The organism is Shinella granuli (assembly GCF_004341885.1).
GTDB lineage: Bacteria > Pseudomonadota > Alphaproteobacteria > Rhizobiales > Rhizobiaceae > Shinella > Shinella granuli.
Genome location: NZ_SLVX01000001.1, coordinates 581,046 through 604,773, shown reverse-complemented (window position 1 = coordinate 604,773; position 23,728 = coordinate 581,046). Strand labels below are relative to the sequence as shown.

Here is a 23,728-nt window from a genome sequence, read left to right as displayed (position 1 = left end):
AGGATCCGCCGGCACGGCACGCCCAAAAAGGCCAAACCGTACCTGAAACGCCGAGGAAGGAGACTGCCGCATGCTCATGCCGAAACTCACACCGCCGCGGCGATGGCCGCGCGCACGGCGGCTTCGTCCATGTCGTGCAGGCCGATGACGACGAGGCGGGTGCCGCGGGTCTCGCCCGGGACCCAGGCGCGCTCGAAATAGTGGTCGATGCGGCTGCCGACGGCCTGGACGAGCAGGCGCAGCGGCTTGCCGGGCACGTCGGCGAAGCCCTTGACGCGCAGCACGTCATGTTCGGCGATCACGCCCTTGAGGCGCTCGATGAAGGCGGCCGGCTCGGCGATGGCGGGCAGCTCGACGACGAAGCTGTCGAATTCGTCGTGGTCGTGCTCCTCGCCATTCTCGTGCTCCAGTTCGTGGTGCGACTTGCGGTTGGCGATGTCGTCCTCCGTGCCGACGCCGAGGCCGAGCAGCACGGCGGCGGCGACCTCGCCGTTCTTCGCCTCGATCATCGAGGGCTTGCGGGCGGTGCGGGAGGCGACCTCGTCACGCACCGACTTCAGGCCGTCGGCATCGATCAGGTCGGTCTTGTTGAGCACGATGAGGTCGGCGGCGGTGAGCTGGTCCTCGAACAGTTCTTCCAGCGGGCTTTCATGGTCGAGGTTTTCGTCTTCGACGCGCAGCGCATCCACCTTGTCGTGATCGTCGGCAAAGCGGCCGGCGGCGACGGCGGCGCTGTCGACCACGGTGATGACGCCGTCGACCGTCACCTGCGTCTTGATTTCCGGCCAGTTGAAGGCCGCGACGAGCGGCTGCGGCAGGGCAAGGCCCGAGGTCTCGATGACGATGTGATCCGGACGGTTCTCCCGCTCCAGGAGCTTCGTCATGGTGGGGATGAAGTCGTCGGCGACGGTGCAGCAGATGCAGCCGTTGGTGAGCTCGATGATATCGTCCTCGCTGCAGGCCTCCGCGCCGCAGCCCTTCAGCACGTCGCCGTCCACGCCGAGATCGCCGAACTCGTTGATGATGAGCGCGATGCGTTTCCCCCCCGCATTCTGCAGGAGGTTGCGGATCATCGTCGTCTTGCCCGCGCCGAGGAAGCCGGTGATGACGGTGGCGGGGATCTTCTGTTGCAGCATGGCTCAACCCTTCATTTTCAGCGGCAGTCCGGCCGCGACAAAATAGACTTCAGGCACGAGGGCGGCGACCTGCTGGTGCAGCCGCCCAGCATGGTCGCGGAATTCGCGCGCCATGCGATTGTCAGGCACGATGCCGAGGCCGACCTCGTTGGAGACGAGGACGATGCGGCCGGGCGCCTGCCGGATGGCCTCCAGGAGTCCGGAGAATTCGGCGGCGATGTCCCGCTCTTCCAGCATCAGGTTCGTCACCCACAGCGTCAGGCAGTCGACGAGCACGGCCCTGTCGGCCCGCGCCACGTCCCTTATGCGCGCGGCGAGCGCCAGCGGCTCCTCATGCGTCTGCCAGCCGTCGCCGCGGTCTTCCCGGTGCCGCGCGATGCGCGCGCGCATCTCGTCGTCGAAGGCGCGGCCGGTGGCGATATAATGACGCGAGAGGCCGGTCTCGACGACCAGCCTCTCGGCAAAAGCGGATTTTCCGGAACGCGCACCGCCCAGAACCAGGACGGCTCCGGGCGATGTCGATGTCATGTCAGGCAGCCTTGGCGATCTTCTCGTTGGCAAAGCCGAGCGAGAGGCCGAGCACGATCCAGAAGAACAGGGTCGTGGCCAGGGCGGCGACGGCGAATTCCGCGCCGAGCACGGCCGGAACGTTGCTGGAGATGTCGCCCGGCTGCGGCGCGCCATAGACCTGCGGCGCCGCGATCAGCACGATTCCGATGACCTTGGCGACGATGTTCTGCTTGAGGAACAGCAGGTAGAGGCCGGCCGCCGACAGGATGACGGTCGCGATCCACCAGACCTGGCGGTCGCCGAGATCGGCGGCGGGGAAGCCCGGAAGCTCCGGCGGCAGGCCGATGGCCGGCAGCATGTGCACGGCAAGCCACCCCGCCGCGCCCCAGAGCGCGCCGTTCGCCACCGTGATCGGATGGCCGGAAACGAGGCTGAAGCCGGCGAGCAGGAGGCCGAAACCGGCGCCCGTGACGAGGTTGGCGAGCAGCGTGCCGGAGAACCGGCTCATGCCAAACATGATGCCGCCCTCCTCGTGGTCCTCGCCCTCGTGGGCATAGGCGACGGAGACCGGCGAGAGCGCGGAGACGACGTCCAGGATGACGGCGCCGAGCGAGGAATGGTCCTGCGTCTGGGCGGCGCCTTCCGTGCCGGTGCCGGGCGTCGTGCCTTCCGCAGCGGGCGCGGCTTCGTCGCCGCCCTCGAATTCCTCGGCATGCAGGATGAGCGGAACGACCCGGGCCTCCTGGGCGGCCGTCATCAGCACGCCGGAGAACAGCCCGGCCACCAGGGCAGCCAGGAGATAACGAACGATCATGTCAAGAACTCCTTAGTGGCAGGGAAAGCCGTAGGAGTGACGCGTATCGTGGGCCGTGTCGTGCAGCACGGCGGAATTCGCAAGGCCGGCACCGAAGACCAGGAAGGCGCCGAGCAGGAGAGCGAGGACACCGGCGACGAGACGATCGTTTGCGGAAAGGGTAACAGAAGACGTAGTCGAAACAGCCATGACAACCTCCGTGCAGGCAGCGGGGAAACCTCCCCAGGTCGGACGAAATGCCCTTACATTGGCTGGCAGGTCTCCTGGCTCGCAGCGTCCGGCGTCCAAAAACGCCTGCGGGGCACCCTCGCCTTCCCAGGCTCCGGCATCGCGAAAAGGCGGACGATTCGTAGAGAAAGAGGCGTCCAACCCCTGCTGATCGCGATGCCACCCAGTGGCTTTTCCGGCTGGTCGTCAAGACGCGGGGCGAAGGCACCATTGCCCCGTTCCGCGCAGATCCTCCCGTCCAGATGGGCGTCCCTCGCCACTCTACAGTCGCGGGGTCGGCCGTGATTGCAGCGCCCTGATTGGGTCCGCCGCGTCACATTCCCATTTACTCCCCGATCCGTTTCCGGATCCGGGAACCATCCAATATTCCGGATGATTATGCTTCCGCCCCTGCGAAGTCAATCGACCGGCAGCGTCATCATCTGTGCTGAAACCGCCGTCCGGCCGTCGCGATCTCAATAGCCGGGGATGATCACCACGCCACCGCCGCCATTGTAATAGCCGTCGTCGCGGTAGTAGCGCTCGTAATAGCCGTCGACCGGGCCTTCGAGCACGTCATAGTCCTGCTGGTAGCGGCGCTGGCGATTCTGCCGGGCCTCGGCATATTGCGCCGCCTGCCGGAGGGCGCGGTACTGCTGGCGGGAGAGATAACCGTCGGCGCGGTAACCGGACGAGCCCTGCCAGGCGGCGATCGCGGCGCGGGTGCGCGAACCGAAGACGCCGTCGACGCCATAGGTGTTGAAGCCGAGCATGCTCAGCCAGCGCTGCGCCTGCACGCGGGTCGAGCGATCCATATAGGCCTCGCGGCGATCGACGACCGGCTGCTCGGCCTTGCGCTCGGTCTCGACGGTGGCCGTTTCGCTTTCCTGCTTCGGCTTGGCCGCCTGCCGGGCCGTGTCTGCCAGCGCCGCAAGGCGCTCGCGCGCATCGGCGACGAAGCGGCCGTCCGGATATGCGTCGAGATAGGCGCGGAAGGCCTTTTCCGAACCGTCGAGCACGGCCTTCTGGAAGGTCTCCTCCTCGCGTTTCGCCGCATCGTCGGCCCGTTCTACGGCAAGGCCGCGGTTCTTCGTGTCCGCGTCCTGCGCTTCGTTTTCGCGGGCCGCGGTGTCGTTCGCCTGCGCGGCCCGTTCGGCGGCGGCCGCTTCCTCGGCGCGTTTTTCGGCTTCCTCGGCAAGGCGGGCCGCCTCGGCGGCCTTGGCCTCGGCGTCGGCAGCGGCCTTGGCGGCTTCCGCCTTCAGCCGTTCCACCTCGGCGGCCTTTTCCTCCGCAAGCTTGCGGGCAGCGGCGGCCTCCTCCTCGATCCGCGCCTTCTCGGCCGCGGCAGCCTTTTCCGCTTCGACGCGCCGGGTCTCGGCCTCGCGCCGGGCAGCGGCTTCCTCTTCCGCACGCGCCTTTTCCGCGGCGGCGGCCTCTTCGGCCTTCTGGCGCTCGGCCTCGGCCTTCAGGCGGGCGGCTTCCTCCGCCTTGGCCTTCTCGGCAGCGGCAGCGGCCTCCGCCTTCAGCCGCTCGGCCTCGGCGGCCTGCTCCTCGGCAAGCTTGCGGGCGGCCGCTTCCTTCTCTTCCGTCTCCGCCTTCAGGCGGGCGGCCTCTTCGGCGCGGGCCTTTTCCGCCGCAGCGGCTTCCGCGCGCGCCTTCTCCTCGGCCGCAGCCTTTTCCTCGGCAAGCTTGCGCGCCGTGGCGGCTTCCTCCGCCTTCTTGGCGTCCGCTTCCGCCTTCAGGCGCGCCGCCTCTGCATCGGCTTTCGCCTTTTCGGCTTCCGCCGCTTTCTGCGCGTCCTCTTCGGCCTTCAGGCGCGCGGCTTCCGCATCGGCCTTCGCCTTCTCGGCCTCCGCCACCTTCCGCGCCTCTTCCTCGGCCTTCAAGCGCGCCGCTTCCGCATCCGCCTTGGCTTTCTCGGCCTCCGCGGTCTTGCGGGCCTCTTCTTCGGCCTTGGCCTTGTCCGCAGCAGCCAGTTCCTCAGCCTTCGCCTTTTCGGCGGCCGCCGCCGCGTCGGCCTTGGCCTTGGCATCCGCCTCGGCCTGCTCGGAGGCGCCCGTCGCCGGCTTCGCCTTGGCGGCGGCCTGCAGTTCGGCGATGCGCAGGCGCGCCATGGAGGCGAAGGTACCGTTCGGATATTGCTTCAGATAGCCTTCATATTGCGCGACATCGCTGCCGGCCGAGACCTTCTGCCAGAGCGAGAACTCCTCTTCCCAGCGTTTGCCGGCGCTGCCGGCCTCCTTGCCGGTCGCAGCCTGGGCAAAGGCGACCGCCGGCTGGCCGGCGAGCGAGAGCCCGACGATGCCGGCAATGCCGAGCCGCACCAGAACGGAGCGTGCGAGAGGTCCAGAACCCATATATCCCACCCTTTCGGATCGCGCGAAGGCGCCAGCGCCCGGCGATCCCGGGCGGATTTCCGTCACTCCTCGCACCGAATTCTGGCGCAACTTTGGTGCGGCAGGCCGGCAGCGGAGGAACCCGATGTCTGAACGTTTCAGAAGGCCGGTTTAATCAGGCCATCGAGCCAGCGCGGATCGAGAACCGCCTCCAGCTCCGCCGCCACGCCGTCGAGCGCCGCATCGACGCTCGCCCGGTAATCGAAGCCGCCGCCCTCGATGCCGAAATCGGCAAGCAGCCCGGCGCGATAGGCGTCGCTCGACAGAAGACCGTGCAGATAGGTGCCCATCACCCGTCCGTCGGGCGAGAGCGCGCCGTCCGGCCGCCCGTCGATGCTGACGGAGGGACGCAGCGCATCCGGCCCGGTGGTGCGGCCGAGATGGATCTCATAGCCTTCGAGCGGCACGTCATATTGCAGCGAGCGGGCCGTGCTGTTGCGCACGGTCTTTTCCGGCGCCATCTCGGTCTCGACCGCCAGCAGGCCGAGCCCCTCGACCTCCCGTTCACTGCCCTCGATGCCGAGCGGGTCGGTGACGCGGCTGCCGAGCATCTGGTAGCCGCCGCAGATGCCGATGACCCGTCCGCCGCGGCGCATGTGCAGGGCAAGGTCGCGGTCCCAGCCGGCGGCACGGAAATCCCTGAGATCCGCGATGGTGGATTTCGAGCCCGGCAGGACGACAAGGCCGGCATCGGCCGGAAGCCGCTCGCCCGGCCGCACGAAGACGAGGTCCACCTCCGGCTCGGCCTTCAGCGGATCGAGATCGTCGAAATTGGCAATGCGGGAGAGAACGGGCACGGCGACCTTCAGCGCCCCGCCCTCGCCCCTGGCCAGCCGCTCCAGCACCACCGAATCCTCGGCCGGCAGGCGCGCCGCCTCTCTCAGCCACGGCACGACGCCGAAACAGGGCCAGCCGGTGAAGCGGGCGATCTCGGCAATGCCGCTGTCGAACAGCGTCACATCGCCCCGGAACTTGTTGATGAGATAGCCGGTGACCATGCGCCGGTCCTCTTCCGGCAGGATGGCATAGGTGCCGACAAGCGAGGCGATGACGCCGCCGCGGTCGATGTCGCCGACGAGCACGACCGGCACGCCGGCGCGCGTGGCAAAGCCCATATTGGCAATGTCCCCGGCCCGGAGGTTGATTTCCGCCGGCGAGCCCGCGCCCTCGACGACGACGAGATCGGCGCCGTCCGCGATCGTCTCGAAGCTTTCCATGACGGCGCCCATCAGCTTCGGCTTCAGCGCCTGGTAGTCGCGCCCCTTCGCCTGGCCGAACACCCTGCCCTGCACGATGATCTGGCTGCCGACGTCCGATTGCGGCTTCAGGAGCACCGGGTTCATGTGCACGGAGGACGGCACGCGGGCGGCCAGCGATTGCAGCCACTGGGCCCGGCCGATCTCGCCGCCATCGGCCGAGACGGCGGCATTGTTCGACATGTTCTGCGGCTTGAAGGGGCGCACCTTCAGCCCGCGATTGGCGGCAATGCGGCACAGCCCCGCCACCAATACCGTTTTTCCGACATCCGAGCCGGTGCCCTGGAGCATGATCGTTCTGGTCATGCGGTCCTCGTAGCATTCCCGCCCATTGCCGAAAAGCCCTGACCTACCGCAATTTAGCCGCAATCCGCGCCCGGCTGCTCGCGCCTTTTCCCGGCGAACCGCCATGCGCCGGGAGCATGGCTGTCATGCTGTTCCTTTTGCGACATATTGCGCCGTGAACAACCATGGTTTTCCGCGTGGAGAACGCCTATATCAACGCCATCACACAGCCGAGGCGCGTGGCTTCGGGTTTCAAGGACAAAGACAATGCTGTTCATCTTCAGCAAGCCGAACTTCGTACAGATCGCCTGGAACGGCGAAGCCCCCCAGAGCCAGTCCCGCGTGCGCAACGTCGTCATGGACGCGCCGCTCGGTCCCCTCGGCTTCATCCGCACGCGCAACGTCGGCTGATCCTTCGAGCGCGACGTCAGGTCCCGCTCGCATAGCGCCGTCTCTCTCCGGGAGGCGGCGTTTTTTATTGCCCTGAAACGGCGAAAGCCGTGCATCCCTTCCGGTGATGCACGGCTTGCCAAAATACGCATGGCGGCGTCCGACAAAAACGCGTCGGAGCCCAGGCACCCCGGTACGCAATACCTTTCCGGAGCAGGCGGCGATGTCCCCCGCCGTGAGAGAACCAATAGCGGCACATCCTTACCGGACCGTTATCGGGAGCTTAAGCAAAGATGAATCGCGATTATTTTTGAAAATTTTTGCGATAATTTTCCTAAGGCCCGAAGCGGCGCATTCGGAACAGGATTTGTCCGCTTTCAGCGACCATCGCGCCTTACCGTGCGAACCACCCCCTGATCATTTGCCCTGATGCGAGCAAACGCCCATTTTTTCCACCGCAAGGTTGCTGGAATTTCAGCCTTTCGGGCGGCCGGAGCAGCCCGTCGGCCATATGCCGGCCGCGCAGGAGGTTGATTTCTCTATGAGAACCCGTAGGCTGCCCTTGTGACGCACGAAGATAGGTTGTCGGCGACAGGGTTCCGCCGGCAAACCAGAAAAAGGCTCGGCGTCGCTGCAGCAGGGGGATTGGCTCGCCTCACCTGGCATCGGATCCCCGTGGCTGTCGCAAAACTTTCGGGCAGTCGGGACAACGCAGTAGCCTGCGCTGCCTTCCGGGTTGATCGCTGCATCCAAGACTGGGAGGTCTTAATCCATGAAGAAGCTCCTTGCTTCCACCATCCTTGCCGCCGGCCTTTACGGCTTTGCCGGTTCTGCCCAGGCGGCAGACTGCGGCGACGTCTCGATCGCCGAAATGAACTGGGCCTCGGCGGGCGTCGCCGCCCATGTCGACAAGCTCATCCTCGAAAACGGCTATGGCTGCTCGGTCACGCTGGTGACCGGCGACACGATGCCGACCTTCACCTCGATGAACGAGAAGGGCGAGCCGGACGTCGCGCCCGAAATGTGGGTCAATGCCGTGCGCACGCCGCTCGACGCGGCGATCGCCGAAGACCGCCTGATCCAGCTTGCGCCGCTGCTTTCGGAAGGCGGCGTCGAAGGCTGGTGGATCCCGAAATTCCTCGCCGACGCGCATCCCGACATCAAGACCGTGCAGGACGCGCTGAAGCATCCGGAACTCTTCCCCGCGCCGGAAGACTCCTCCAAGGGCGCCGTGCACAACTGCCCCTCGGGCTGGAACTGCCAGGTCTCGACGGACAATCTCTACCGCGCGCTGGATGCCGACAAGGACGGCTTCACGCTCGTCGACACGGGCTCGGCGGCGGGCCTCGACGGCTCGATCGCCAATGCCTTCGAGAAGAAGAGCGGCTGGCTCGGCTACTACTGGGCGCCCACCGCCATTCTCGGCAAGTACGAGATGACCAAGCTCTCCTTCGGCGTCGAACACGACAAGGCCGACTGGGACGCCTGCACCGCCGTGCCGGACTGCCCCAACCCGAAGGTCAACTCCTATCCGACCTCCGACGTCTTCACCGTCGTGACCAAGGCCTTCTCCGAAAAGGCCGGCGTTGCCATGGACTACATGAAGACGCGCCAGTGGGACAACGGCACGGTCGGCAAGGTTCTCGCCTGGATGGACGAGAACCAGGGCACCAACGAGGACGCCGCCAAGCACTTCCTCGAAACCTATCCGGACATGTGGACCAAGTGGGTCGCTCCGGATATCGCGGAAAAGGTCAAGGCCGCGCTCTGACGACGGCCTGCCGGCAGCCCTTTCCGGCTGCCGGCTTTCCGGCGACCTGAACGAGGGTGCAGGCAAACCGCCCGACGCCCGCTCAAAAAACTGCAGAGGTCGCAAACAGCACAGTATCAAGCGGCAGTTCGTGAGAAGACGGACTGCAAGCCGGGAACCAGAACAAGAATATCCCTGTGCGCGCCGTCCCGTTCGCAAGGCAAGAAAGCGCTCTTGCGGTGCGGGACAATAACTTCCGGTAGAAGAGGGGAAGAGGATGGCAGGCTTATGCGAACTGTTGCCAGGCTTTCTTTGCAAGTTTCCAGCCTTCAGTGACGCCAGCATCCGCGGCGCAAGAAAAGTCATAGACGACGGCTTCAAGAGCCTCGTCAGGAGTTACGTCAACATCATCGATGCGATGGTCCAGCCATTGCAGTGGTTCCTGAACTATCTGGAGCGGCTGTTCGTCAGCTCGCCCTGGCCGATCATCCTGATCGCGATGCTGGCCATCGTCTATTTCGGCAGCCGCAACATCAAGATCACCGTCGGCACCGCCCTCTCCATGTTCGCCATCGGGCTGCTCGGCCTGTGGAACGACACGATGGTGACGCTCGCCATGGTGACGGTCTGTACGCTGATCGCCGTCATCGTCGGCATCCCGATCGGCATTCTCATGGCCCGCTCCGACCGGGTGCAGTCCTTCGTCAACCCGGTCCTCGACGTGATGCAGACGATGCCGAGCTTCGTCTACCTCATCCCCGTCGTCATGATCTTCGGCATCGGCAAGGTGCCGGGCCTCATCGCGGTCGTCATCTATGCCGTGCCGCCGATGATCCGCCTCACCAATCTCGGCATCCGCCTCGTCGACAAGGAAGTGCTGGAAGCGGCCGACGCCTTCGGCTCCTCCGGCTGGCAGAAGCTGAGGAACGTGCAGATGCCGCTCGCCCTGCCCACCATCATGGCCGGCATCAACCAGACCATCATGATGTCGCTCGCCATGGTCGTCGTCGCCTCGATGGTCGGCGTCGGGGGGCTCGGCAAGAACGTGCTGCAGGCCATCAACAACCAGTTCTTCACGGTCGGGTTCCTCAACGGGTTCGCGCTCGTGGCCATCGCCATCATCTTTGACCGTACAAGCCAGGCCTATGGCAAGCGGCTGCAGAAGCATTCGGAGGTAATTCATGGTTAGTCATGCAATCGAGGTCCGCAATCTCTACAAGATCTTCGGCCCGCGGGGCGGCGACTATGTCGATGCGGTCAAGAACGGCCTCGGCAAGGCGGAACTGAACCAGAAATACGGCCATGTGCTGGGCCTGCGCGACATCAACATCTCCATGCCCGCCGGCGGCATCATGGTGGTGATGGGCCTGTCCGGCTCGGGGAAATCGACGCTGATCCGCCACATCAACCGGCTGATCGACCCGACCGCCGGAGAGGTGCTCTATGACGGCGTCGACGTCTGCAAGATGAGCGAGAACGACCTGCGCGAATTCCGCCGGCACAAGACGGCGATGGTGTTCCAGAAATTCGCGCTGCTGCCGCACCGCACGGTCCTGGAAAACACCGTCTACGGCCTGGAGATCCAGGGCGTGGCGCAGGCGGAGCGTGAGAAGCGCGCCAGGCAGTGGATCGCCCGCGTCGGCCTCGCCGGCTTCGAGAACCACTATCCGAACCAGCTTTCGGGCGGCATGCAGCAGCGCGTGGGCCTTGCCCGGGCGCTGACCAACGACGCCGACATCCTCTTGATGGACGAAGCCTATTCGGCGCTCGACCCCTTGATCCGCGTCGACATGCAGACCGTGCTGCTCGACCTGCAGAAGGAGCTGAAGAAGACCGTGGTCTTCATCACCCACGATCTCGACGAGGCGCTGCGCCTCGGCGACAAGATCGCGATCCTGCGCGACGGCATGGTCGTGCAGCAGGGCACCGGTCAGGAGATCGTGCTGAACCCGGCGGACGAATACATCACCGCCTTCGTGAAAGAGGTGAACCGCGGCCGCGTCGTCAACGTCGAGACGATCATGGCGCCGCTCTCGGGCAATCCCGAGGGCATGCCGATCGCCAAGGGCACGGTGCTCGAAATGGCCGCCCGCGCCATGACGGCGGCCAACCAGACGCTCGCCCATGTCGTCGACGAAGCCGGCCGCCCGATCGGCGCGCTCAGCCTCAGCGCCATCATCTCCAGCATGGTGACGCCCACGAGCCACGAGGCGCAAGCGGCCTGAACCGCCCGGCAGACGAACAGAGAGGGCGCCCGGGGCGCCCTCTCCTCGTTTGGGAATGGGCCTGCTCCCTCTCCTCACCCTCTTCCCCTCTTCCCCCTCTTCCCCCTCTTCCCTCTTTTCCCTCTCCTCGCATTCCTCCCTCTCCTTCGTCACCCTCGGGCTTGACCCGAGGGTTCACTCGGCACCCAGGCTGTGGATGGCCGGGTCGAGCCCGACCATGACGGAGGAGAGGGAGTCACCTGGATTCCCGTCGACTGGAAGCGTCCTCCGGGACACCCTCTTCTTTGCCGCCAATCCATCATTGCAATCACATAAAGAAATCTTTATATGATGTGACAAACAGAAGGATATGCCGATGACCGCGACGAACCCGCTTGCCCAGCTTCTTGCCGAAAAGCCCTTCCTGCTCGCCGATGGCGCGACCGGGACCTCGCTCTTCGCCATGGGCCTCGAAGCCGGGGAAGCGCCGGAACTGTGGAACGAGGCCAGGCCGGAGAACATCACGAAGCTGCACCAGGACTTCGTCGATGCCGGGGCGGACATCATCCTCACCAACACGTTCGGCGGCACGCGCCATCGCCTGAAGCTGCACCATGCGCAGGACCGCGTCTTCGACCTCAACAGGAAGGCCGCCGAGATCGCCCGCGCGGTCGCCGACAAGGCGCCGCGCACGGTGATCGTCGCCGGCTCCGTCGGCCCGACGGGCGAACTGCTCGTGCCGCTCGGCGCAATGACCTATGACGACGCCGTTTCCGCCTTCGCCGAGCAGATCGAGGGCCTGAAGGCCGGCGGCGCGGACGTCGCCTGGATCGAGACCATGTCCTCGCCGGAGGAAATCCGCGCCGCGGCCGAAGCCGCCACCAAGGTCGGCCTGCCCTTCGTCTATACCGGCTCGTTCGACACGGCCGGCAAGACGATGATGGGCCTGCATCCGCGGGATATCCACGGCGTTGCCGGCGATATCGGCGCAGGTCCCCTCGCCGTCGGCGCCAATTGCGGCGTCGGGGCGTCCGACATCCTCTCCTCGCTGCTCGACATGACCGGCGCCGACCCGTCCGCGACCGTCGTCGTCAAGGGCAATTGCGGCATCCCGGAATATCGCGGCGCGGAAATCTACTATTCCGGCACGCCGCCGCTGATGGCCGAATATGCCCGCCTTGCCCGCGATGCCGGCGCACGCATCATCGGCGGCTGCTGCGGCACGTCCTGCGAACACCTTGCCGCCATGCGCGTGGCGCTCGACGCGCACGAGCCGCGCGAACGCCCGACGCTCGCCGCGATCATCGAGACGATCGGCCCGCTGCGCAACAAGACCGCCGACGAAAGCGCCGCCGCGCCCGCCCGCGAACGCAGCCGCCGCCGCGGCTGAGGCCAGCCGCCGGCACGAAGGATCATCAGCCGCCCCGGCCACGCCGCGGGCGGCTTTCCTTTGCCCTGACCTTTGGAAGCAGATAGGCGCCGGCATTACCTGCAAGGTAATCGATCTGCTGCGGAAGGCGCCGTAGGGTTCTCCCATACCGCCACGCACAGGAGAGCCCCATGACCACCTACGCCCTCGCCCACCTTCGCAATGTCGCCTTCGGCGCGGAGATCATCGCCTATCTCGAGGCGATCGACGCCACCATGGCGCCCTTCGGCGGCCGGTTCGTGCTGCACGGCGACGGCAACAAGCGCGTGCTGGAAGGCAGCTTCTGCGGCGACGTCGTCATGCTGTCCTTCCCGAGCCGCAGCGCCGCCGAGGCCTGGTACGCGTCACCCGCCTACCAGGCGATCCTGCCGCTTCGCACCCGCAACGCGGATGGCGACGTGCTGCTGATCGACGGCGTCGACGACACTCACAAGGCGACCGATATCCTGCAGAAGGGCTAATGCGCTTCCTCAGCAAGAAACGCCCGCCAGGCCGCCAGCCCCGCCTCCATGTTGCGCCGGCCGAAGCCGACGCGGAAGCGATCCGGCGGCACGGGCAGGAGGTCCGAGACGTAGAGGCTGGAGGGCAGCAGCAGCACGCCCTTCTCCTCCACCAGCCGGCGGCAATGCGCCTCGACGCCGTCGGCGCCGCGATAGCGCGGAAAGGCAACGCAGCCGCCGTCCGGCTCGGCCCATTCGTAGAGATCCGGATAATCGGCGAAGAAGGCGCCGAGCCTTGCCATGTTCTCCGCGCAGAGCGCGCGATTGCGGGCGAAGATCGTTTCGCGCGCCTTGATCGCGATGCCGGCCAGCACCTCGGAGGGGCGCGCATTGCAGATGGAGAGGTAGTGCTTCATCTTCTCCATGCGCGCCAGCAGGGCATGGTCCTTGCTGGCGATCCAGCCGATGCGCAGGCCCGGCAGGCCGTAGGCCTTGGACATCACGTTGAGCGAAATGCCCTTGTCGAACAGGTCGGCCGCCTGCGGCAGGCGTTTTGCGGCGTCGATCTCCAGCCCGCGATAGACCTCGTCGGAAAAGAGATGGATGCCGCGCCCGGCGCAAAGATCGACCAGGCCGTGGAAGATTGCCTGGTCGGCGATGGTGCCCGTCGGGTTGTTGGGGAAATTGACGGCGATGAGTTTTGTTTCGGGGCGCAGCGCGGCGCGCACGTCGTCGAGATCGAGCTGCCAGCGGTTTTCCGGCCGGAGCGCGATGCCCGTGACATGGCCTGATATGGTGACCGGCATCGTCTCCATCGACTGGTAGTTCGGCACGGTGACGATGGCATGGTCGCCGGGCGCAAGCAGCGCCAGCATGGCGCAGTAGAGCCCCTCCTCCGCACCGGCGAAGGTGAGGATATCGGCGCCCGACAGCGTGTCATAGGTCGTCGCGATGGCCTCGCGCAGTTCGGGCGCGCCCCAGGTCTCGGTATAGCCGAGCGCGACGCGCTCCCAGGCCTCGCGATCCTCGGGACCAGCCAGCGCCAGGAGGTCCGACATGGTCATCGTCTCGGCATCGCTTGCCGTCATGTGATGGCGCGCCTTGAATTCCCAGCGCGAGAAATGGGTTTCGAGGCGGAAATCCGGCAGCGTGGTCACGGGGTCCTGTCCTTCTGGCTCTGGCGCCGGGCATCGGCGAGATAATTGTAGATCGAGGCGCGCGAGGCACCGATGAGGCCGGCGAGATGGTCGACGGCATTGCGGGTCTGGAACAGGCCGCGTTCGTCGAGCGCGGCGACGAGCGCCACCCGGTCGCCCTTCTTCAGCGCCGTCAGCGCCAGCCCGCGGGTGCGCAGCCAGTCGTGCAGCGCCGTGTTGATCTCCTCGCGCCAGTCGCCGGCGAAAAGCGATGCCGGGCGGGCGGCCGCCGCGCCGGCAAAGGCCGAAAGCAGCTTGGCCGCGGCGTCGAAATGCGACACGTCCATGTTGATGCAGAAGAGGCCGAGCGCCTGGCCGAAATCGTCCTTCAGCACCGCTGTCACCGATTTCAGGCGCCGCCCGTCCTCGCCGGTCTTCTCATAGGGGCCGTAGATGCCGCCCTCGCCGGCCTCCTCCAGCGCCTCCTCGACGAGCGATTCCATGCCCGCCTTGCGGCCGGAAAAGGCGTTCCAGATACCGGCGATCAACCCCGTTTCGAGATCGTGCAGCACGACCTCGGCATGGGGATAGAACAGGGTCGAGATGGCCGCGGCCGTCGCGGTGTGCTGGCGAAGCAGCAGGTCGGCATTTGATGAGTCGTACATGCGGGCAAACAATCCAAAGATAGATAATTTGTCAATATTGGATTTTTAGTCCAAACATTCGGTCACAGGCTTGCGACCCGCTTTCTCCCTGTCCTATCCAGAGCAATTCCAGCAAGAGTGCGCAGCGGTCTTGCGTCCGGAATTGCGTTAGAAATAGAAGTCAGAACGATTCTTGGGAGACGATCATGAGCGCCGATCTTGCAGCCTTTCCCGACCGGGAGACCGTGGCCGACAAGCTGGCTGCCCTCGGCGAAGCCGACCAAGCCTATCTGCGCCTCCTGATGGAAAATCCCAAGCAGGACGAGAACCTGCTCGAAGGCCTCGACCTGTATCTCGACCGCGCCGCCGCCGCCCGTTTCCTCAATTCCCTGAAGCTGGAAAGGCTCGGCGAATGGCTGGGCGAGACGGCGCCGGCACGCCTGCAGATGCGGCTGACCGAGGCGGCCCGCTCCAGCCAGCATGCCGCCCATGCCGCCTTCCGCGCGGGCCTCACCCGCTCCGGTGGCCTTGAAAAGGCCTATCCGAAGGCCTGATCCGCCGGCACCGCCAGCGGGCCGAAGGATTTGCGGATCATGTCGGCCATGCCGTCGATCGTCGGCCCGCCGCGCCGCGGATTGCGCTTCAGCACGACGCGGGAGGAATCGATCGGCGGGAAGCCGTCCGCCGCGGTCAGCTCGCGCGTGCCGGGCGGGATGTTGCTGCGGGAGAGCGGCGCGACGGCAAGCCCGCTTGCCACCGCCGAGCGCAGCCCGCCGCTGGTGTCGCAGGTATAGGCGATGCGGTAGGGGATCGCGTGCCGCTCCAGCGAGCGCAGGGCAAAGTCCCGGCACCAGCTCGAACGCCAGTAGACGGCGATCGGCATGGGGCGCTCCAGATGCCGGTTGTGCGCCACGGAGGTGACCCAGACCGTCGGATCGATCGCCAGAAGCTCGCCGGAAACCCCGTCGCACCAGTCGAAGATGATGGCAAGGTCCAGTTCGTCGGCCTCAAGCGCTGCCATCTGCTGGGCGGTGTAGCCGCACAGCACCGTCACCTCGGTATCCGGATGGATTTCCGCGAAGGCGGCCAGCGCATTGGGCAGGACCGTCTGGTTGTATTCCTCGGGGATGCCGACGCGCACCGGCCCGTCCAGCGGCACCGTGCGCATCGCCGCCGTGGTCTCGTCGACGAGCCCGACGATGCGCCGCGCATAGGGCAGCAGCCGCTGGCCCTCCCGCGTCAGGGCGACGCCGCGCGGGCCGCGCTCGAAGAGCGTCGCGCCCACCGAGTCCTCCAGCTTGCGCACCTGCATGCTGATCGCCGACTGCGTTCGCCCAAGCCTTTCGGCGGCATGGGTGACATTGCCGGCCTGGGCGACGGCAACGAAGATGCGGAGCAGGTCGCTTTCGAGAGGTGGGTACATGACGCCATCGCTTTTCCTGATGCCTGCCATAATCGCTATTCGTTTGTGAAATGTCTACGGTTTTGCTTGGCTTTGTCCTGAAAGGGAAGGCAAGGCCATGGGAATCATCGCAAAACTCTTGGAACAATGGATGCGGTTTCGCCGCAGGCAGGCGGAGCGGGAGGCCTTGCGGCTGCTCGTTGCGCGGCGGGATATACGGCTGCTGCGCGATGTGGGGCTGACCTTGGTCGAAGGCAGCGAGCGCGGCTATGCCCTGCTGCCACAGGTCAGGGAGCGCCGCTGGACCGCGCCCCTCATCCGGCTGCCGCCGCCTTCTCCCCGCAGGCGGGGCGACGGCGATGCCGCGCCCGCTTCCGCAAGCAACATTCACAATGTGAAGGAAAAGCCTGCCGCGTAGGTCGTTCCTTCGGCTTGCGGCATATGGCGAGATCCCCCCTCTGGCCTGCCGGCCCTCTCCCCTTGAGGGCCGGGGGCAAAGGGAGTACCGATTGCCTCTACCCGCGAGGACAAGGTCCGGCGGGCCAGGGGCAAGGCGGCCTGCCCTATTCCGCCTTCTCGCCGGAAAGGCCGCCGGCGAGCTGGACGAGCTTCAGGAACTCCGCGCGATAGCCGAAGGGGTCGTTGCCCTTCGCCGCTTCCGCAAGGCCGAGGATCGAGCCATAGGCATAGTCCTGCAGGGCGCTCACGCCCTTCAGCTTCTGGCCGAAGGCGGCGACGGCGACGGAGAAGCGCACATCCGGCGCAGCGGCGTTCACGTCGGCGACGGCATCGGCATCGGTCACCGGCAGGGTGGCGAGTTCGCTCGTCTCGCCATCCGGCTTCTTCCAGCGCATCTTCAGGAAGGCGAGCTCGCCGCTCTCGGCCACAGGCGCCGCTGCGGCGTTCTCCTTGCCGTAGCGCAGCGGATCGTTCAGCACGGCGGGGCTGCCCTTCGGCGTCACCTCGTAGATCGCCGTCACCCGGTGGCCGGAGCCGATGTCGCCCGCATCCACCTTGTCGTTGTTGAAATCCTCGCGGTTGAGCACGCGGGTCTCATAGCCGATCAGGCGGTATTCGGCGATGCGCTCGGGATTGAACTCGATCTGGAACTTGACGTCCTTGGCGATGGGGAAGAGCGAGGCGCCCGCCTCCTCCACCAGCGTCTTCTGCGCCTCGGCCAGCGTGTCGATATAGGCGGCCGTGCCGTTGCCGTTCTGCGCCAGCGTCTGCATCATGCCGTCATTGTAGTTGCCGCGGCCGAAGCCGAGCACGGAGAGGAAGATGCCGCTCTTGCGCCGCTCCTCGATGATGCGCTTCAGGTCATCGTCGTTTGCGGGGCCGACGTTGAAATCGCCGTCCGTCGCCAGCATGACGCGGTTGACGCCATCCGTCTTGAAGGCTTTTTCAGCCAGCCGGTAGGCCGCCTCGATTCCCTCCGCGCCTGCCGTCGAGCCGCCCGGCTGCAGCGTGTCGATGGCGTCGAGGATCTTCTGCCGGTCCTTCACCGCGGTCGGCTCCAGCACCACGCCGGCATTGCCGGCATAGGTGACGATGGAGACGGTGTCCGTGTCCTTCAGCTTGCCGACCAGCAGGCGGAAGGCGCCCTTCAGGAGCGGCAGCTTGTCCGGCGCGTCCATCGAGCCGGAAACGTCGATGAGGAAGACGAGGTTGGCCGCGGGCTGCGCCGTCGCCGCGGTCTCGAACCCCTTGATGCCGATATGCAGCAGCTCGGTGTCCTTGTTCCACGGCGTCGGCAGGACGGTGACGGTGGCGTTGAACGGCTTTTCCGCCGTCTCCGGCCCCTTCCAGTCATAGGGGAAATAGTTGACCAGTTCCTCCACCCGAACGGCCTCCCGGTCCGGCAGGCTGCCGCCGAGCAGCGCGCGGCGCACATAGGAATAGGACGCCGTGTCGACATCGGCGGAGAAGGTCGAGACCGGATCGGTGGCGACGCTCTTCACCGGGTTGGGATCGGCCGAGGCGAAACGCTCGCGGTCCTCCGCGGGCACGGGCATCGCGATGGCGTCCGCCGTCGCGGAGGGCTGCGTGATGGCGCGGCTCAGCGGCTGCGTGGCGACCGCCCCGCCCAGCGCAAAGGAATCCGGCGCGGCCGCGAGGGCCTCCTCTTCCCGGCTCTCGGCAAGCGGTACAGGCTCGGCAGCCAGCATGTCGGTCGGCTGCGCGGCCTCCGCTTTCGCCTCCGCCCCGGTCGCCTGCCTTGCGCTGCCGTCCCGGGCCTCGCCGCTTTGCAGGGCCTCGGAAAGCGCGCCGGCGTTCGGCGTGGTCTTCTTGGCCTCCTGCTGGCGGGTGCGCAGATCCTGGTCGCCGGACGTTTCGGCGACCTCCGTCGTCACGGTGAGCGGCACCGTGCCGTTGTTCACCAGTTCATAGGTCACGAGGCCGGCGACAGGCACGACGAGCAGCGTGGCAAGGGCCGAGCCGGCGAGAAGTCTGCGGTTCATGATGGGGCTCCATATCCGGTTGAAGATGGAGCTTTGACGCCCGCCTGCGGACGATCCTTGGGAGCTGGCAGCATTTTTTTCCGCGCCGTCGAACGCCTCCATGGCGGCGGCGAGCGCACGGGCACGGGCCGCGGGGTCGGCGGCCGGCGCCCTGTCGCGGGCGAGTTTTTCGAGGTCGAGATCGCTCATCGTCTGTCCTTCCGTCACGCGGCCGCATCGCGCAAGAGCACCTTCAGGCGCTTGCGGGCCTCGTGCACATGCCAGGAAATCGTCGTTTCGGCGCAGCCGAGCACATCGGCCGCGGCCGCATGGCTGAGGCCTTCGGCGTAGATCAAAAGCACCGCGTCGCGCTGCTTGTCGGGCAACTGGCGCACCGCCTGCCAGAGTTCCTCGTTGCCGTCCTCCGCGGGGGTGCCGTCGAGCACCGCCTGTTCGCGCAGATAGGCAGCGTCGCGCCATTCGGCCCGGCGCCGCTTGCGCAGCTGGTCGCGCGCGGCATTCAGCGTCACCGTATAGAGCCAGGTACCGAAGCGGCTCGCGCCCTTGAAGCCGCGGATGGCGCTTGCAAGGCGTATGCAGACCTCCTGCGCCACGTCCTCGGCGTCCTGCCGGTCGCCGCACCATCGCCAGGCAACGGCATGGATGAAATCATAGCGGCTTTCGACAAGCGCGGCGAAAGCCTGCCTGTCGCCCGATGCCGCCTTTTCGACGAGTTCTGTTTCCACGGGTCCATCCCGATTGCTGTGCACTGTCCTTTCAGACGTGCGTCGGGCCGCGATCCTTGGGTGCCCTTCCGAAAAAATTTCTCACCAGGGCAGATTTTTCACGACGGCGATGATGGTGCCCATCACGGCATCCCGGTCGTGGCGCCGGATTTCCGGGGCGTAGAGGCTGGAAATGCTGCCATCGAGGAAAAGCGCGTTGCGGCTGTGCAGCCGGTCCCGGAAGAGCGTCGCGAAGTCGTGGAACCGGACGGGATCGTTCGAGATGACGAAGGCGATCCGCCCGTCGGGAAGGCTGCCGACCCCGTTGCGGATCTGCAGGCTCGTGCCGTCGGCAAGGAACCGCGGATGGATGTTCCCGTCGATGACCAGCATCGGCCCGGATTGCGTCGCCTCACGCGGCGAAAGCCCTGCCCTGGCGAAAGCCTCCGTCTCCATCACGCCGGCCCTGCCCTCGCCAACCCAGAACACGCCGTTCGGCTTGAGGAAGAAATTGCCGAACGCATCGCCCCGGTTGAGCGCGCCGGCCTCCCGCCCCCCTTCCACCAGAAGGCCGACCGGCCCGTAATCGGGGTGATACATGCCGCCGTTCATGGCGAAGGTCATGTGCTGCCCGTTGCGCAGGAGATGGGTGTTGAGCTGGTCATAGCGCGCGCCGCGGCTGACGAGCGTGGCCGCACCGAAGAGCCGGATCGTCTCTTGCGCCGGGTCGAATGTGCAGACGGTGTAGCGGCCCGAGAGATGCTCGATCTCGGTACATTTCGGCGGTTCGGCCATGGCAATGCTCCGCAGGGTCAGGGCGGCAAGAAGAAGAAAGAGGAACAGAAGGACGCGCATGCCCCTGGCTCCGCCGGCAATGCGGCGAATTTAGCAGCAGGCCCGACAAAAGATCAAAGCGACAGCGCCGCCATGTGAAAGCGAAGCTGGGCCTCGTCGTAACGATAGGCCGCCCCCACGGGACAGGCCGCGCGGGAAAGGCAGCCGGCGACCATGCAGCCGCCCTGCCCCGCCGGCATGCGCAGATGCGCCCGGCAGGCGGGCACGTCGAACATGTCGAGACGGACGGCACCGGCGGGACAGGCCGCCAGGCACGGCTTGTCGGGACAGTGCGCACAGGGGTGCGGCGCAGTGTGCAGGGGGGCGTCCGCGATCGGCGTCGAAAAGCCGAGCGCACCGCGATAGCCGTGCCAGAGGCCGTAGACGGGATGGATGAGGATGCCGAGCGGCGATGCCTTCAGGCCTTCCGCCCGCATGGCCCAGCGCTGGAACGGCTGCCAGGGCGGATCGGAGGGAAACCAGGCGGTCGCGCCGGCCGCCGCGGCGACGGCCTGGATGACCTCTTTCGACCAGGCGTCGAGCGGGTCCGGGCCGCCGCGATCCGCCTGTTCGGCCCGCCAGCGCGAAAAGGCCGGCCAGATCGAGCTGCCGATATTGCCGACGAGCACGACGCCGGCCGCAGGGCGGCCATCCGCAAGGTCTGGTGCCGTCTCGTCTCCGGACAAATCGACGGTGCCGCGCAAAAAAAGACCGTGCGGCTTGAGAGCCGCACGGATCGTATCGAGATCGGGGCGACGCCCCCTCACCGGGTCACGTCCCCCTTGAGTTCATAGTGGGGACGCCAGACTTCCTTCTGGATCATGTCCGCCACCCGCGTTGCTCCGCCTTGCTCCCTGGCGCGATCGGGACCCTTTCAGGTGAAGGCGTCCGGCATCGAGTCCTTGCGGCTCTTGACGTAGGCGAGCAGCGCCTCGTCGATCGCCGGGTCGAGATAGGGCGCCTCGTAGCTCTCCAGCCAAGTGCGGCAGAGCGCGTTGGCGCGGTCCTCGATGCGCTTCTGGCCCTCGATCTCCCACTGCTCGAACGAGTTGTTGTCGGCGAGCGGCGAGCGGTAGAAGGCGGTCTGGAAGTTGGCCTGGGTATGGGCGCAGCCGAGATAGTGGCTGCCCGGGCCGACCTCGCGGATCGCGTCGAGCGCCTGGGCATTCTCCGAAAGGTCGATGCCCTCGGCGAACTTCTGCTGCATGCCGAGCTGGTCCTGATCGATCATGAACTTTTCGTAGGAGGCGACGAGGCCGCCTTCCAGCCAGCCGGCCGCATGCAGCACGAAGTTCGTGCCGGCGAGCAGCGTCATGTTCAGCGTGTTGGCCGATTCGTGGGCAGCCTGCGCATCCGGGATCTTCGAGCCGCAGAGCGAACCGCCGGTCCGGAACGGAATGCCGAGACGGCGGGCAAGCTGCGCCGCGCCGTAGGAAACGAGCGAAGGCTCGGGCGAGCCGAAGGTCGGCGCGCCCGACTGCATGGAGATCGAGGCGGCGAAGGTGCCGAACAATACCGGCGCACCCTTGCGGATAAGCTGGGTGAAGGAGGCACCGGCGAGAACCTCGGCAAGGATCTGCGTCAGCGTGCCGGCGACCGTCACGGGGCTCATCGCGCCCGACAGGATGAACGGCGAGACGACGCACGCCTGGTTGTGCCGCGCATAGACCTTCAGCGCGCCCACCATGGTCTCGTCGAAGACCATCGGCGAGTTGGCGTTGATGAGGTTCATCATGACCGTGTTGTTTTCGACGAACGCGTCGCCGAAGACGATCTTGGCCATGGCGATCGAGTCTTCCGCGCGTTCCGGTGCGGTGACCGAGCCCATGAACGGCTTGTCGGAATATTTGATGTGGCTGTAGACCATGTCCAGGTGACGCTTGTTCACCGGAACGTCCACCGGCTCGCAGACCGTGCCGCCGGAAGAATGCATGGACGGCGCCATATAGGCGAGCTTCACGAAATTGCGGAAATCCTCGATCGTCGCATAGCGGCGGTTGCCTTCGAGGTCGCGCACGAAGGGCGGGCCATAGACCGGCACGAAGACGGTGGCCTTGCCGCCGATATGCACGCTGCGCTCGGGATTGCGGGCATGCCAGGTGAAGCTGGACGGCGCGGTCTTCAGGAGCTCGCGGCAAAGGCCCTTCGGAAAGTGCACGCGCTCGCCCTTGACGTCGGCGCCGGCTTCCTTCCAGAGCTGGAGCGCTTCCGGATCCTCGCGGAACTCGATGCCGATCTCCTCCAGCACCCGGTCGGCATTCGCCTCGATGAGCTGCAGGCCTTCCTCGTCGAGGACCTCGTATTCCTTGATCTTGCGGGTGATGTAGGGCAGCGACGGGCCCGGACCGCCCCCCGTGCGCGAGGCACGCCGCGCGGCCGCGCCGCGCCCCTCACGCGAGCGGCGACCACCACCCTCGCTTGCCACCTGCTGAATGTCCTCGCTCATGATCCGTCTTTCCTTGTTATCCCGGTGCCGAAAGCACCGCGGGCCTTGTTCTTCCGGCGCCCGAACGCGCCTTTCTTTCTATGCTAGCAAGCCGCCGGGGCGGGGCGGTTCTCAATGCGCCAAGCGGTGGCGCACGCGGGATACCGGCTTGCCCGGAACTATAGCGGGTTTGCGACGGGCAGCGTAGCGGCATTCACGTGTTTGCACTGTCAATTCACGGCTTTACCGGCTATGCATGCAAGAAGTGGGAGGCTGGTCGCTTTTCACCATATGCGACGTCGCTTTCAAAATCAGGTTCGCGCAAGAGGAAGGTTATTCCTTGTGGTGAGAGCCTGCCGCCGCAGCGCCACTGGAGACGAGGAAACACAATGTCTGACGACGAAATCATTCTCGCCGATCTCTCCGACGAAGAGCTCGTGCAGCAGATGCACGACGACCTCTACGACGGCCTGAAGGAGGAAATCGAGGAAGGAACCAACATCCTGCTCGAGCGTGGCTGGGCCCCTTACGACGTCCTGACCCAGGCCCTCGTCGAAGGCATGCGCATCGTCGGCGTCGATTTCCGCGACGGCATCCTCTTCGTGCCGGAAGTTCTGCTCTCGGCCAATGCGATGAAGGCCGGCATGGCGATCCTGCGCCCGCTGCTCGCCGCCACCGGCGCGCCGAAGCAGGGCAAGATGGTCATCGGCACCGTCAAGGGCGACATCCACGACATCGGCAAGAACCTCGTCGGCATGATGATGGAAGGCGCCGGCTTCGACGTCATCGACCTCGGCATCAACAACCCGGTCGAGAACTATCTCGAAGCCATCGAGCGCGAGCAGCCGGACATCCTCGGCATGTCGGCCCTGCTGACGACCACCATGCCCTATATGAAGGTCGTCATCGACACGATGAAGGAAAAGGGCCTGCGCGACGACTACGTCGTTCTCGTCGGCGGCGCGCCGCTGAACGAGGAATTCGGCAAGGCCGTCGGCGCCGATGCCTACTGCCGCGATGCGGCCGTGGCCGTGGAAACCGCCAAGGAATTCATGAAGCGCAAGCACAACATGCTTGCCGGCTGATATTGAACTCGACGGCGCCGGTCTTGAATCGGCGCCGTCCGCTGACGACCTTTAGTTTGCGGCGTTGTCGATATCCTGGCCGGCGGCCTGCGTCGCATCCACGGCATTGGCCGTATCCCGACCCATGCCGCGAATGGTGTTGCCGCAGGCGCTGAGCGCCAGGAGGGCGGCGAGAACGATGGTCATACGGGTCAGGTTCGTCCCAGTCATGATTGGAGT

At 66.1% G+C, this 23,728-nt stretch carries 24 protein-coding genes and 1 riboswitch; of the genes, 9 read left to right on the top strand and 15 right to left on the bottom strand.

Translation table 11 applies throughout. The features are described from left to right. Nucleotides 1-86: 86 nt before the first annotated feature. From cobW to EV665_RS02825, 6 genes are all read right to left on the bottom strand, one after another. Nucleotides 87-1,136 (bottom strand): cobalamin biosynthesis protein CobW, encoded by a 1,050-nt coding sequence (gene cobW / locus EV665_RS02850; RefSeq protein WP_133033000.1) that lies wholly within the window; start codon nucleotides 1,134-1,136, stop codon nucleotides 87-89. Between the two features lie 3 nt (nucleotides 1,137-1,139). Next, the gene (cobU, locus tag EV665_RS02845) at nucleotides 1,140-1,664 is read right to left on the bottom strand and encodes a bifunctional adenosylcobinamide kinase/adenosylcobinamide-phosphate guanylyltransferase (protein WP_133032999.1); all 525 of its coding nucleotides are present in this window, start codon (nucleotides 1,662-1,664) and stop codon (nucleotides 1,140-1,142) included. A gap of 1 nt (nucleotide 1,665) precedes the next feature. Next, on the bottom strand, nucleotides 1,666-2,460 hold the full coding sequence (locus tag EV665_RS02840) for a CbtA family protein (protein ID WP_133032998.1): 795 nt from the start codon (nucleotides 2,458-2,460) through the stop codon (nucleotides 1,666-1,668). Between the two features lie 12 nt (nucleotides 2,461-2,472). Beyond that, nucleotides 2,473-2,649, bottom strand: coding sequence for a CbtB domain-containing protein (locus EV665_RS02835; RefSeq protein WP_064330349.1), 177 nt, complete (start codon nucleotides 2,647-2,649; stop codon nucleotides 2,473-2,475). A gap of 47 nt (nucleotides 2,650-2,696) precedes the next feature. Then, nucleotides 2,697-3,064: riboswitch (cobalamin riboswitch) on the bottom strand. Between the two features lie 79 nt (nucleotides 3,065-3,143). Continuing rightward, nucleotides 3,144-5,024: a peptidoglycan-binding domain-containing protein gene (locus EV665_RS02830; protein WP_133032997.1), complete on the bottom strand. Its 1,881-nt coding sequence runs from the start codon at nucleotides 5,022-5,024 to the stop codon at nucleotides 3,144-3,146. Between the two features lie 137 nt (nucleotides 5,025-5,161). Then, nucleotides 5,162-6,625: a cobyric acid synthase gene (locus EV665_RS02825; protein ID WP_133032996.1), complete on the bottom strand. Its 1,464-nt coding sequence runs from the start codon at nucleotides 6,623-6,625 to the stop codon at nucleotides 5,162-5,164. A 246-nt stretch (nucleotides 6,626-6,871) separates the two neighbouring features. On the opposite strand from EV665_RS02825, the gene EV665_RS02820 reads away from it, so the two are divergent. From EV665_RS02820 to EV665_RS02795, 6 genes are all read left to right on the top strand, one after another. Continuing rightward, nucleotides 6,872-7,015, top strand: a complete 144-nt coding sequence (locus EV665_RS02820; protein WP_023517380.1) for a hypothetical protein — start codon at nucleotides 6,872-6,874, stop codon at nucleotides 7,013-7,015. 751 nt (nucleotides 7,016-7,766) lie between these two features. Continuing rightward, a complete protein-coding gene (locus EV665_RS02815) occupies nucleotides 7,767-8,765 on the top strand; it encodes an ABC transporter substrate-binding protein (RefSeq protein ID WP_064330352.1) in 999 nt (332 codons plus the stop codon). 256 nt (nucleotides 8,766-9,021) lie between these two features. Further along, complete coding sequence (locus EV665_RS02810; RefSeq protein WP_064330353.1) at nucleotides 9,022-9,933, top strand: ABC transporter permease; 912 nt, start codon at nucleotides 9,022-9,024, stop codon at nucleotides 9,931-9,933. Next, nucleotides 9,926-10,969, top strand: coding sequence for a quaternary amine ABC transporter ATP-binding protein (locus EV665_RS02805; protein WP_064330354.1), 1,044 nt, complete (start codon nucleotides 9,926-9,928; stop codon nucleotides 10,967-10,969). The genes EV665_RS02810 and EV665_RS02805 overlap by 8 nt, the downstream gene beginning before the upstream one ends. 355 nt (nucleotides 10,970-11,324) lie before the next feature. Continuing rightward, nucleotides 11,325-12,338, top strand: a complete 1,014-nt coding sequence (bmt, locus tag EV665_RS02800; RefSeq protein WP_064330355.1) for a betaine--homocysteine S-methyltransferase — start codon at nucleotides 11,325-11,327, stop codon at nucleotides 12,336-12,338. Nucleotides 12,339-12,508: 170 nt separating this feature from the next. Continuing rightward, nucleotides 12,509-12,838 (top strand): DUF1330 domain-containing protein, encoded by a 330-nt coding sequence (locus EV665_RS02795; RefSeq protein ID WP_133032995.1) that lies wholly within the window; start codon nucleotides 12,509-12,511, stop codon nucleotides 12,836-12,838. Here the strand turns inward: EV665_RS02795 and EV665_RS02790 are convergent. After that, on the bottom strand, nucleotides 12,835-13,974 hold the full coding sequence (locus EV665_RS02790; protein ID WP_133032994.1) for an aminotransferase class I/II-fold pyridoxal phosphate-dependent enzyme: 1,140 nt from the start codon (nucleotides 13,972-13,974) through the stop codon (nucleotides 12,835-12,837). The two genes, EV665_RS02795 and EV665_RS02790, sit on opposite strands and share 4 nt — an antisense overlap. Further along, complete coding sequence (locus EV665_RS02785; protein ID WP_133032993.1) at nucleotides 13,971-14,618, bottom strand: helix-turn-helix transcriptional regulator; 648 nt, start codon at nucleotides 14,616-14,618, stop codon at nucleotides 13,971-13,973. The genes EV665_RS02790 and EV665_RS02785 overlap by 4 nt, the downstream gene beginning before the upstream one ends. A 185-nt stretch (nucleotides 14,619-14,803) precedes the next feature. Between EV665_RS02785 and EV665_RS02780 the strand changes: the two genes are divergently transcribed. Further along, nucleotides 14,804-15,151 carry a hypothetical protein gene (locus EV665_RS02780; protein WP_133032992.1) on the top strand — a complete coding sequence of 116 codons (348 nt, stop codon included), beginning with the start codon at nucleotides 14,804-14,806 and terminating at the stop codon, nucleotides 15,149-15,151. On the opposite strand, the gene EV665_RS02775 is transcribed toward EV665_RS02780, so the two are convergent. Further along, nucleotides 15,136-16,020 carry a LysR family transcriptional regulator gene (locus tag EV665_RS02775; protein WP_133032991.1) on the bottom strand — a complete coding sequence of 295 codons (885 nt, stop codon included), beginning with the start codon at nucleotides 16,018-16,020 and terminating at the stop codon, nucleotides 15,136-15,138. The genes EV665_RS02780 and EV665_RS02775 overlap by 16 nt on opposite strands. A gap of 97 nt (nucleotides 16,021-16,117) precedes the next feature. On the opposite strand from EV665_RS02775, the gene EV665_RS02770 reads away from it, so the two are divergent. Continuing rightward, the gene (locus EV665_RS02770) at nucleotides 16,118-16,417 is read left to right on the top strand and encodes a hypothetical protein (protein WP_133032990.1); all 300 of its coding nucleotides are present in this window, start codon (nucleotides 16,118-16,120) and stop codon (nucleotides 16,415-16,417) included. Nucleotides 16,418-16,562: 145 nt separating this feature from the next. On the opposite strand, the gene EV665_RS02765 is transcribed toward EV665_RS02770, so the two are convergent. The 5 genes from EV665_RS02765 to EV665_RS02745 all read right to left on the bottom strand — a co-directional run bounded on the left by EV665_RS02765 (nucleotide 16,563) and on the right by EV665_RS02745 (nucleotide 22,445). Further along, nucleotides 16,563-18,650: a YfbK domain-containing protein gene (locus EV665_RS02765; protein WP_133032989.1), complete on the bottom strand. Its 2,088-nt coding sequence runs from the start codon at nucleotides 18,648-18,650 to the stop codon at nucleotides 16,563-16,565. Between the two features lie 14 nt (nucleotides 18,651-18,664). Next, nucleotides 18,665-19,186 carry an RNA polymerase sigma factor gene (locus tag EV665_RS02760; RefSeq protein ID WP_133032988.1) on the bottom strand — a complete coding sequence of 174 codons (522 nt, stop codon included), beginning with the start codon at nucleotides 19,184-19,186 and terminating at the stop codon, nucleotides 18,665-18,667. An 81-nt stretch (nucleotides 19,187-19,267) separates the two neighbouring features. Next, a complete protein-coding gene (locus tag EV665_RS02755) occupies nucleotides 19,268-20,020 on the bottom strand; it encodes a phosphodiester glycosidase family protein (RefSeq protein ID WP_064330364.1) in 753 nt (250 codons plus the stop codon). Between the two features lie 53 nt (nucleotides 20,021-20,073). Then, complete coding sequence (locus EV665_RS02750; protein ID WP_133032987.1) at nucleotides 20,074-20,766, bottom strand: 4Fe-4S dicluster domain-containing protein; 693 nt, start codon at nucleotides 20,764-20,766, stop codon at nucleotides 20,074-20,076. 107 nt (nucleotides 20,767-20,873) lie between these two features. After that, nucleotides 20,874-22,445, bottom strand: a complete 1,572-nt coding sequence (locus EV665_RS02745) for a trimethylamine methyltransferase family protein (protein ID WP_133032986.1) — start codon at nucleotides 22,443-22,445, stop codon at nucleotides 20,874-20,876. A gap of 368 nt (nucleotides 22,446-22,813) precedes the next feature. Here EV665_RS02745 and EV665_RS02740 point away from each other — a divergent pair, with 368 nt between their 5' ends. Continuing rightward, nucleotides 22,814-23,509 (top strand): corrinoid protein, encoded by a 696-nt coding sequence (locus EV665_RS02740; protein ID WP_064330367.1) that lies wholly within the window; start codon nucleotides 22,814-22,816, stop codon nucleotides 23,507-23,509. A gap of 51 nt (nucleotides 23,510-23,560) precedes the next feature. Here the strand turns inward: EV665_RS02740 and EV665_RS02735 are convergent, their stop codons facing one another. Next, a complete protein-coding gene (locus tag EV665_RS02735) occupies nucleotides 23,561-23,695 on the bottom strand; it encodes an entericidin domain-containing protein (RefSeq protein ID WP_244769674.1) in 135 nt (44 codons plus the stop codon). Nucleotides 23,696-23,728: the final 33 nt, after the last annotated feature.

Excerpts from the sequence above, each read along its gene's own strand:
- cobW (WP_133033000.1), bottom strand. The coding sequence starts at position 1,136 with ATGCTGCAACAGAAGATCCCCGCCACCGTCATCACCGGCTTCCTCGGC.
- cobU (WP_133032999.1), bottom strand. The coding sequence starts at position 1,664 with ATGACATCGACATCGCCCGGAGCCGTCCTGGTTCTGGGCGGTGCGCGT.
- EV665_RS02840 (WP_133032998.1), bottom strand. The coding sequence starts at position 2,460 with ATGATCGTTCGTTATCTCCTGGCTGCCCTGGTGGCCGGGCTGTTCTCC.
- EV665_RS02835 (WP_064330349.1), bottom strand. The coding sequence starts at position 2,649 with ATGGCTGTTTCGACTACGTCTTCTGTTACCCTTTCCGCAAACGATCGT.
- EV665_RS02830 (WP_133032997.1), bottom strand. The coding sequence starts at position 5,024 with ATGGGTTCTGGACCTCTCGCACGCTCCGTTCTGGTGCGGCTCGGCATT.
- EV665_RS02825 (WP_133032996.1), bottom strand. The coding sequence starts at position 6,625 with ATGACCAGAACGATCATGCTCCAGGGCACCGGCTCGGATGTCGGAAAA.
- EV665_RS02820 (WP_023517380.1), top strand. The coding sequence starts at position 6,872 with ATGCTGTTCATCTTCAGCAAGCCGAACTTCGTACAGATCGCCTGGAAC.
- EV665_RS02815 (WP_064330352.1), top strand. The coding sequence starts at position 7,767 with ATGAAGAAGCTCCTTGCTTCCACCATCCTTGCCGCCGGCCTTTACGGC.
- EV665_RS02810 (WP_064330353.1), top strand. The coding sequence starts at position 9,022 with ATGGCAGGCTTATGCGAACTGTTGCCAGGCTTTCTTTGCAAGTTTCCA.
- EV665_RS02805 (WP_064330354.1), top strand. The coding sequence starts at position 9,926 with ATGGTTAGTCATGCAATCGAGGTCCGCAATCTCTACAAGATCTTCGGC.
- bmt (WP_064330355.1), top strand. The coding sequence starts at position 11,325 with ATGACCGCGACGAACCCGCTTGCCCAGCTTCTTGCCGAAAAGCCCTTC.
- EV665_RS02795 (WP_133032995.1), top strand. The coding sequence starts at position 12,509 with ATGACCACCTACGCCCTCGCCCACCTTCGCAATGTCGCCTTCGGCGCG.
- EV665_RS02785 (WP_133032993.1), bottom strand. The coding sequence starts at position 14,618 with ATGTACGACTCATCAAATGCCGACCTGCTGCTTCGCCAGCACACCGCG.
- EV665_RS02780 (WP_133032992.1), top strand. The coding sequence starts at position 14,804 with ATGAGCGCCGATCTTGCAGCCTTTCCCGACCGGGAGACCGTGGCCGAC.
- EV665_RS02775 (WP_133032991.1), bottom strand. The coding sequence starts at position 16,020 with ATGTACCCACCTCTCGAAAGCGACCTGCTCCGCATCTTCGTTGCCGTC.
- EV665_RS02770 (WP_133032990.1), top strand. The coding sequence starts at position 16,118 with ATGGGAATCATCGCAAAACTCTTGGAACAATGGATGCGGTTTCGCCGC.
- EV665_RS02765 (WP_133032989.1), bottom strand. The coding sequence starts at position 18,650 with ATGAGCGATCTCGACCTCGAAAAACTCGCCCGCGACAGGGCGCCGGCC.
- EV665_RS02755 (WP_064330364.1), bottom strand. The coding sequence starts at position 20,020 with ATGCGCGTCCTTCTGTTCCTCTTTCTTCTTCTTGCCGCCCTGACCCTG.
- EV665_RS02745 (WP_133032986.1), bottom strand. The coding sequence starts at position 22,445 with ATGAGCGAGGACATTCAGCAGGTGGCAAGCGAGGGTGGTGGTCGCCGC.
- EV665_RS02740 (WP_064330367.1), top strand. The coding sequence starts at position 22,814 with ATGTCTGACGACGAAATCATTCTCGCCGATCTCTCCGACGAAGAGCTC.
- EV665_RS02735 (WP_244769674.1), bottom strand. The coding sequence starts at position 23,695 with ATGACCATCGTTCTCGCCGCCCTCCTGGCGCTCAGCGCCTGCGGCAAC.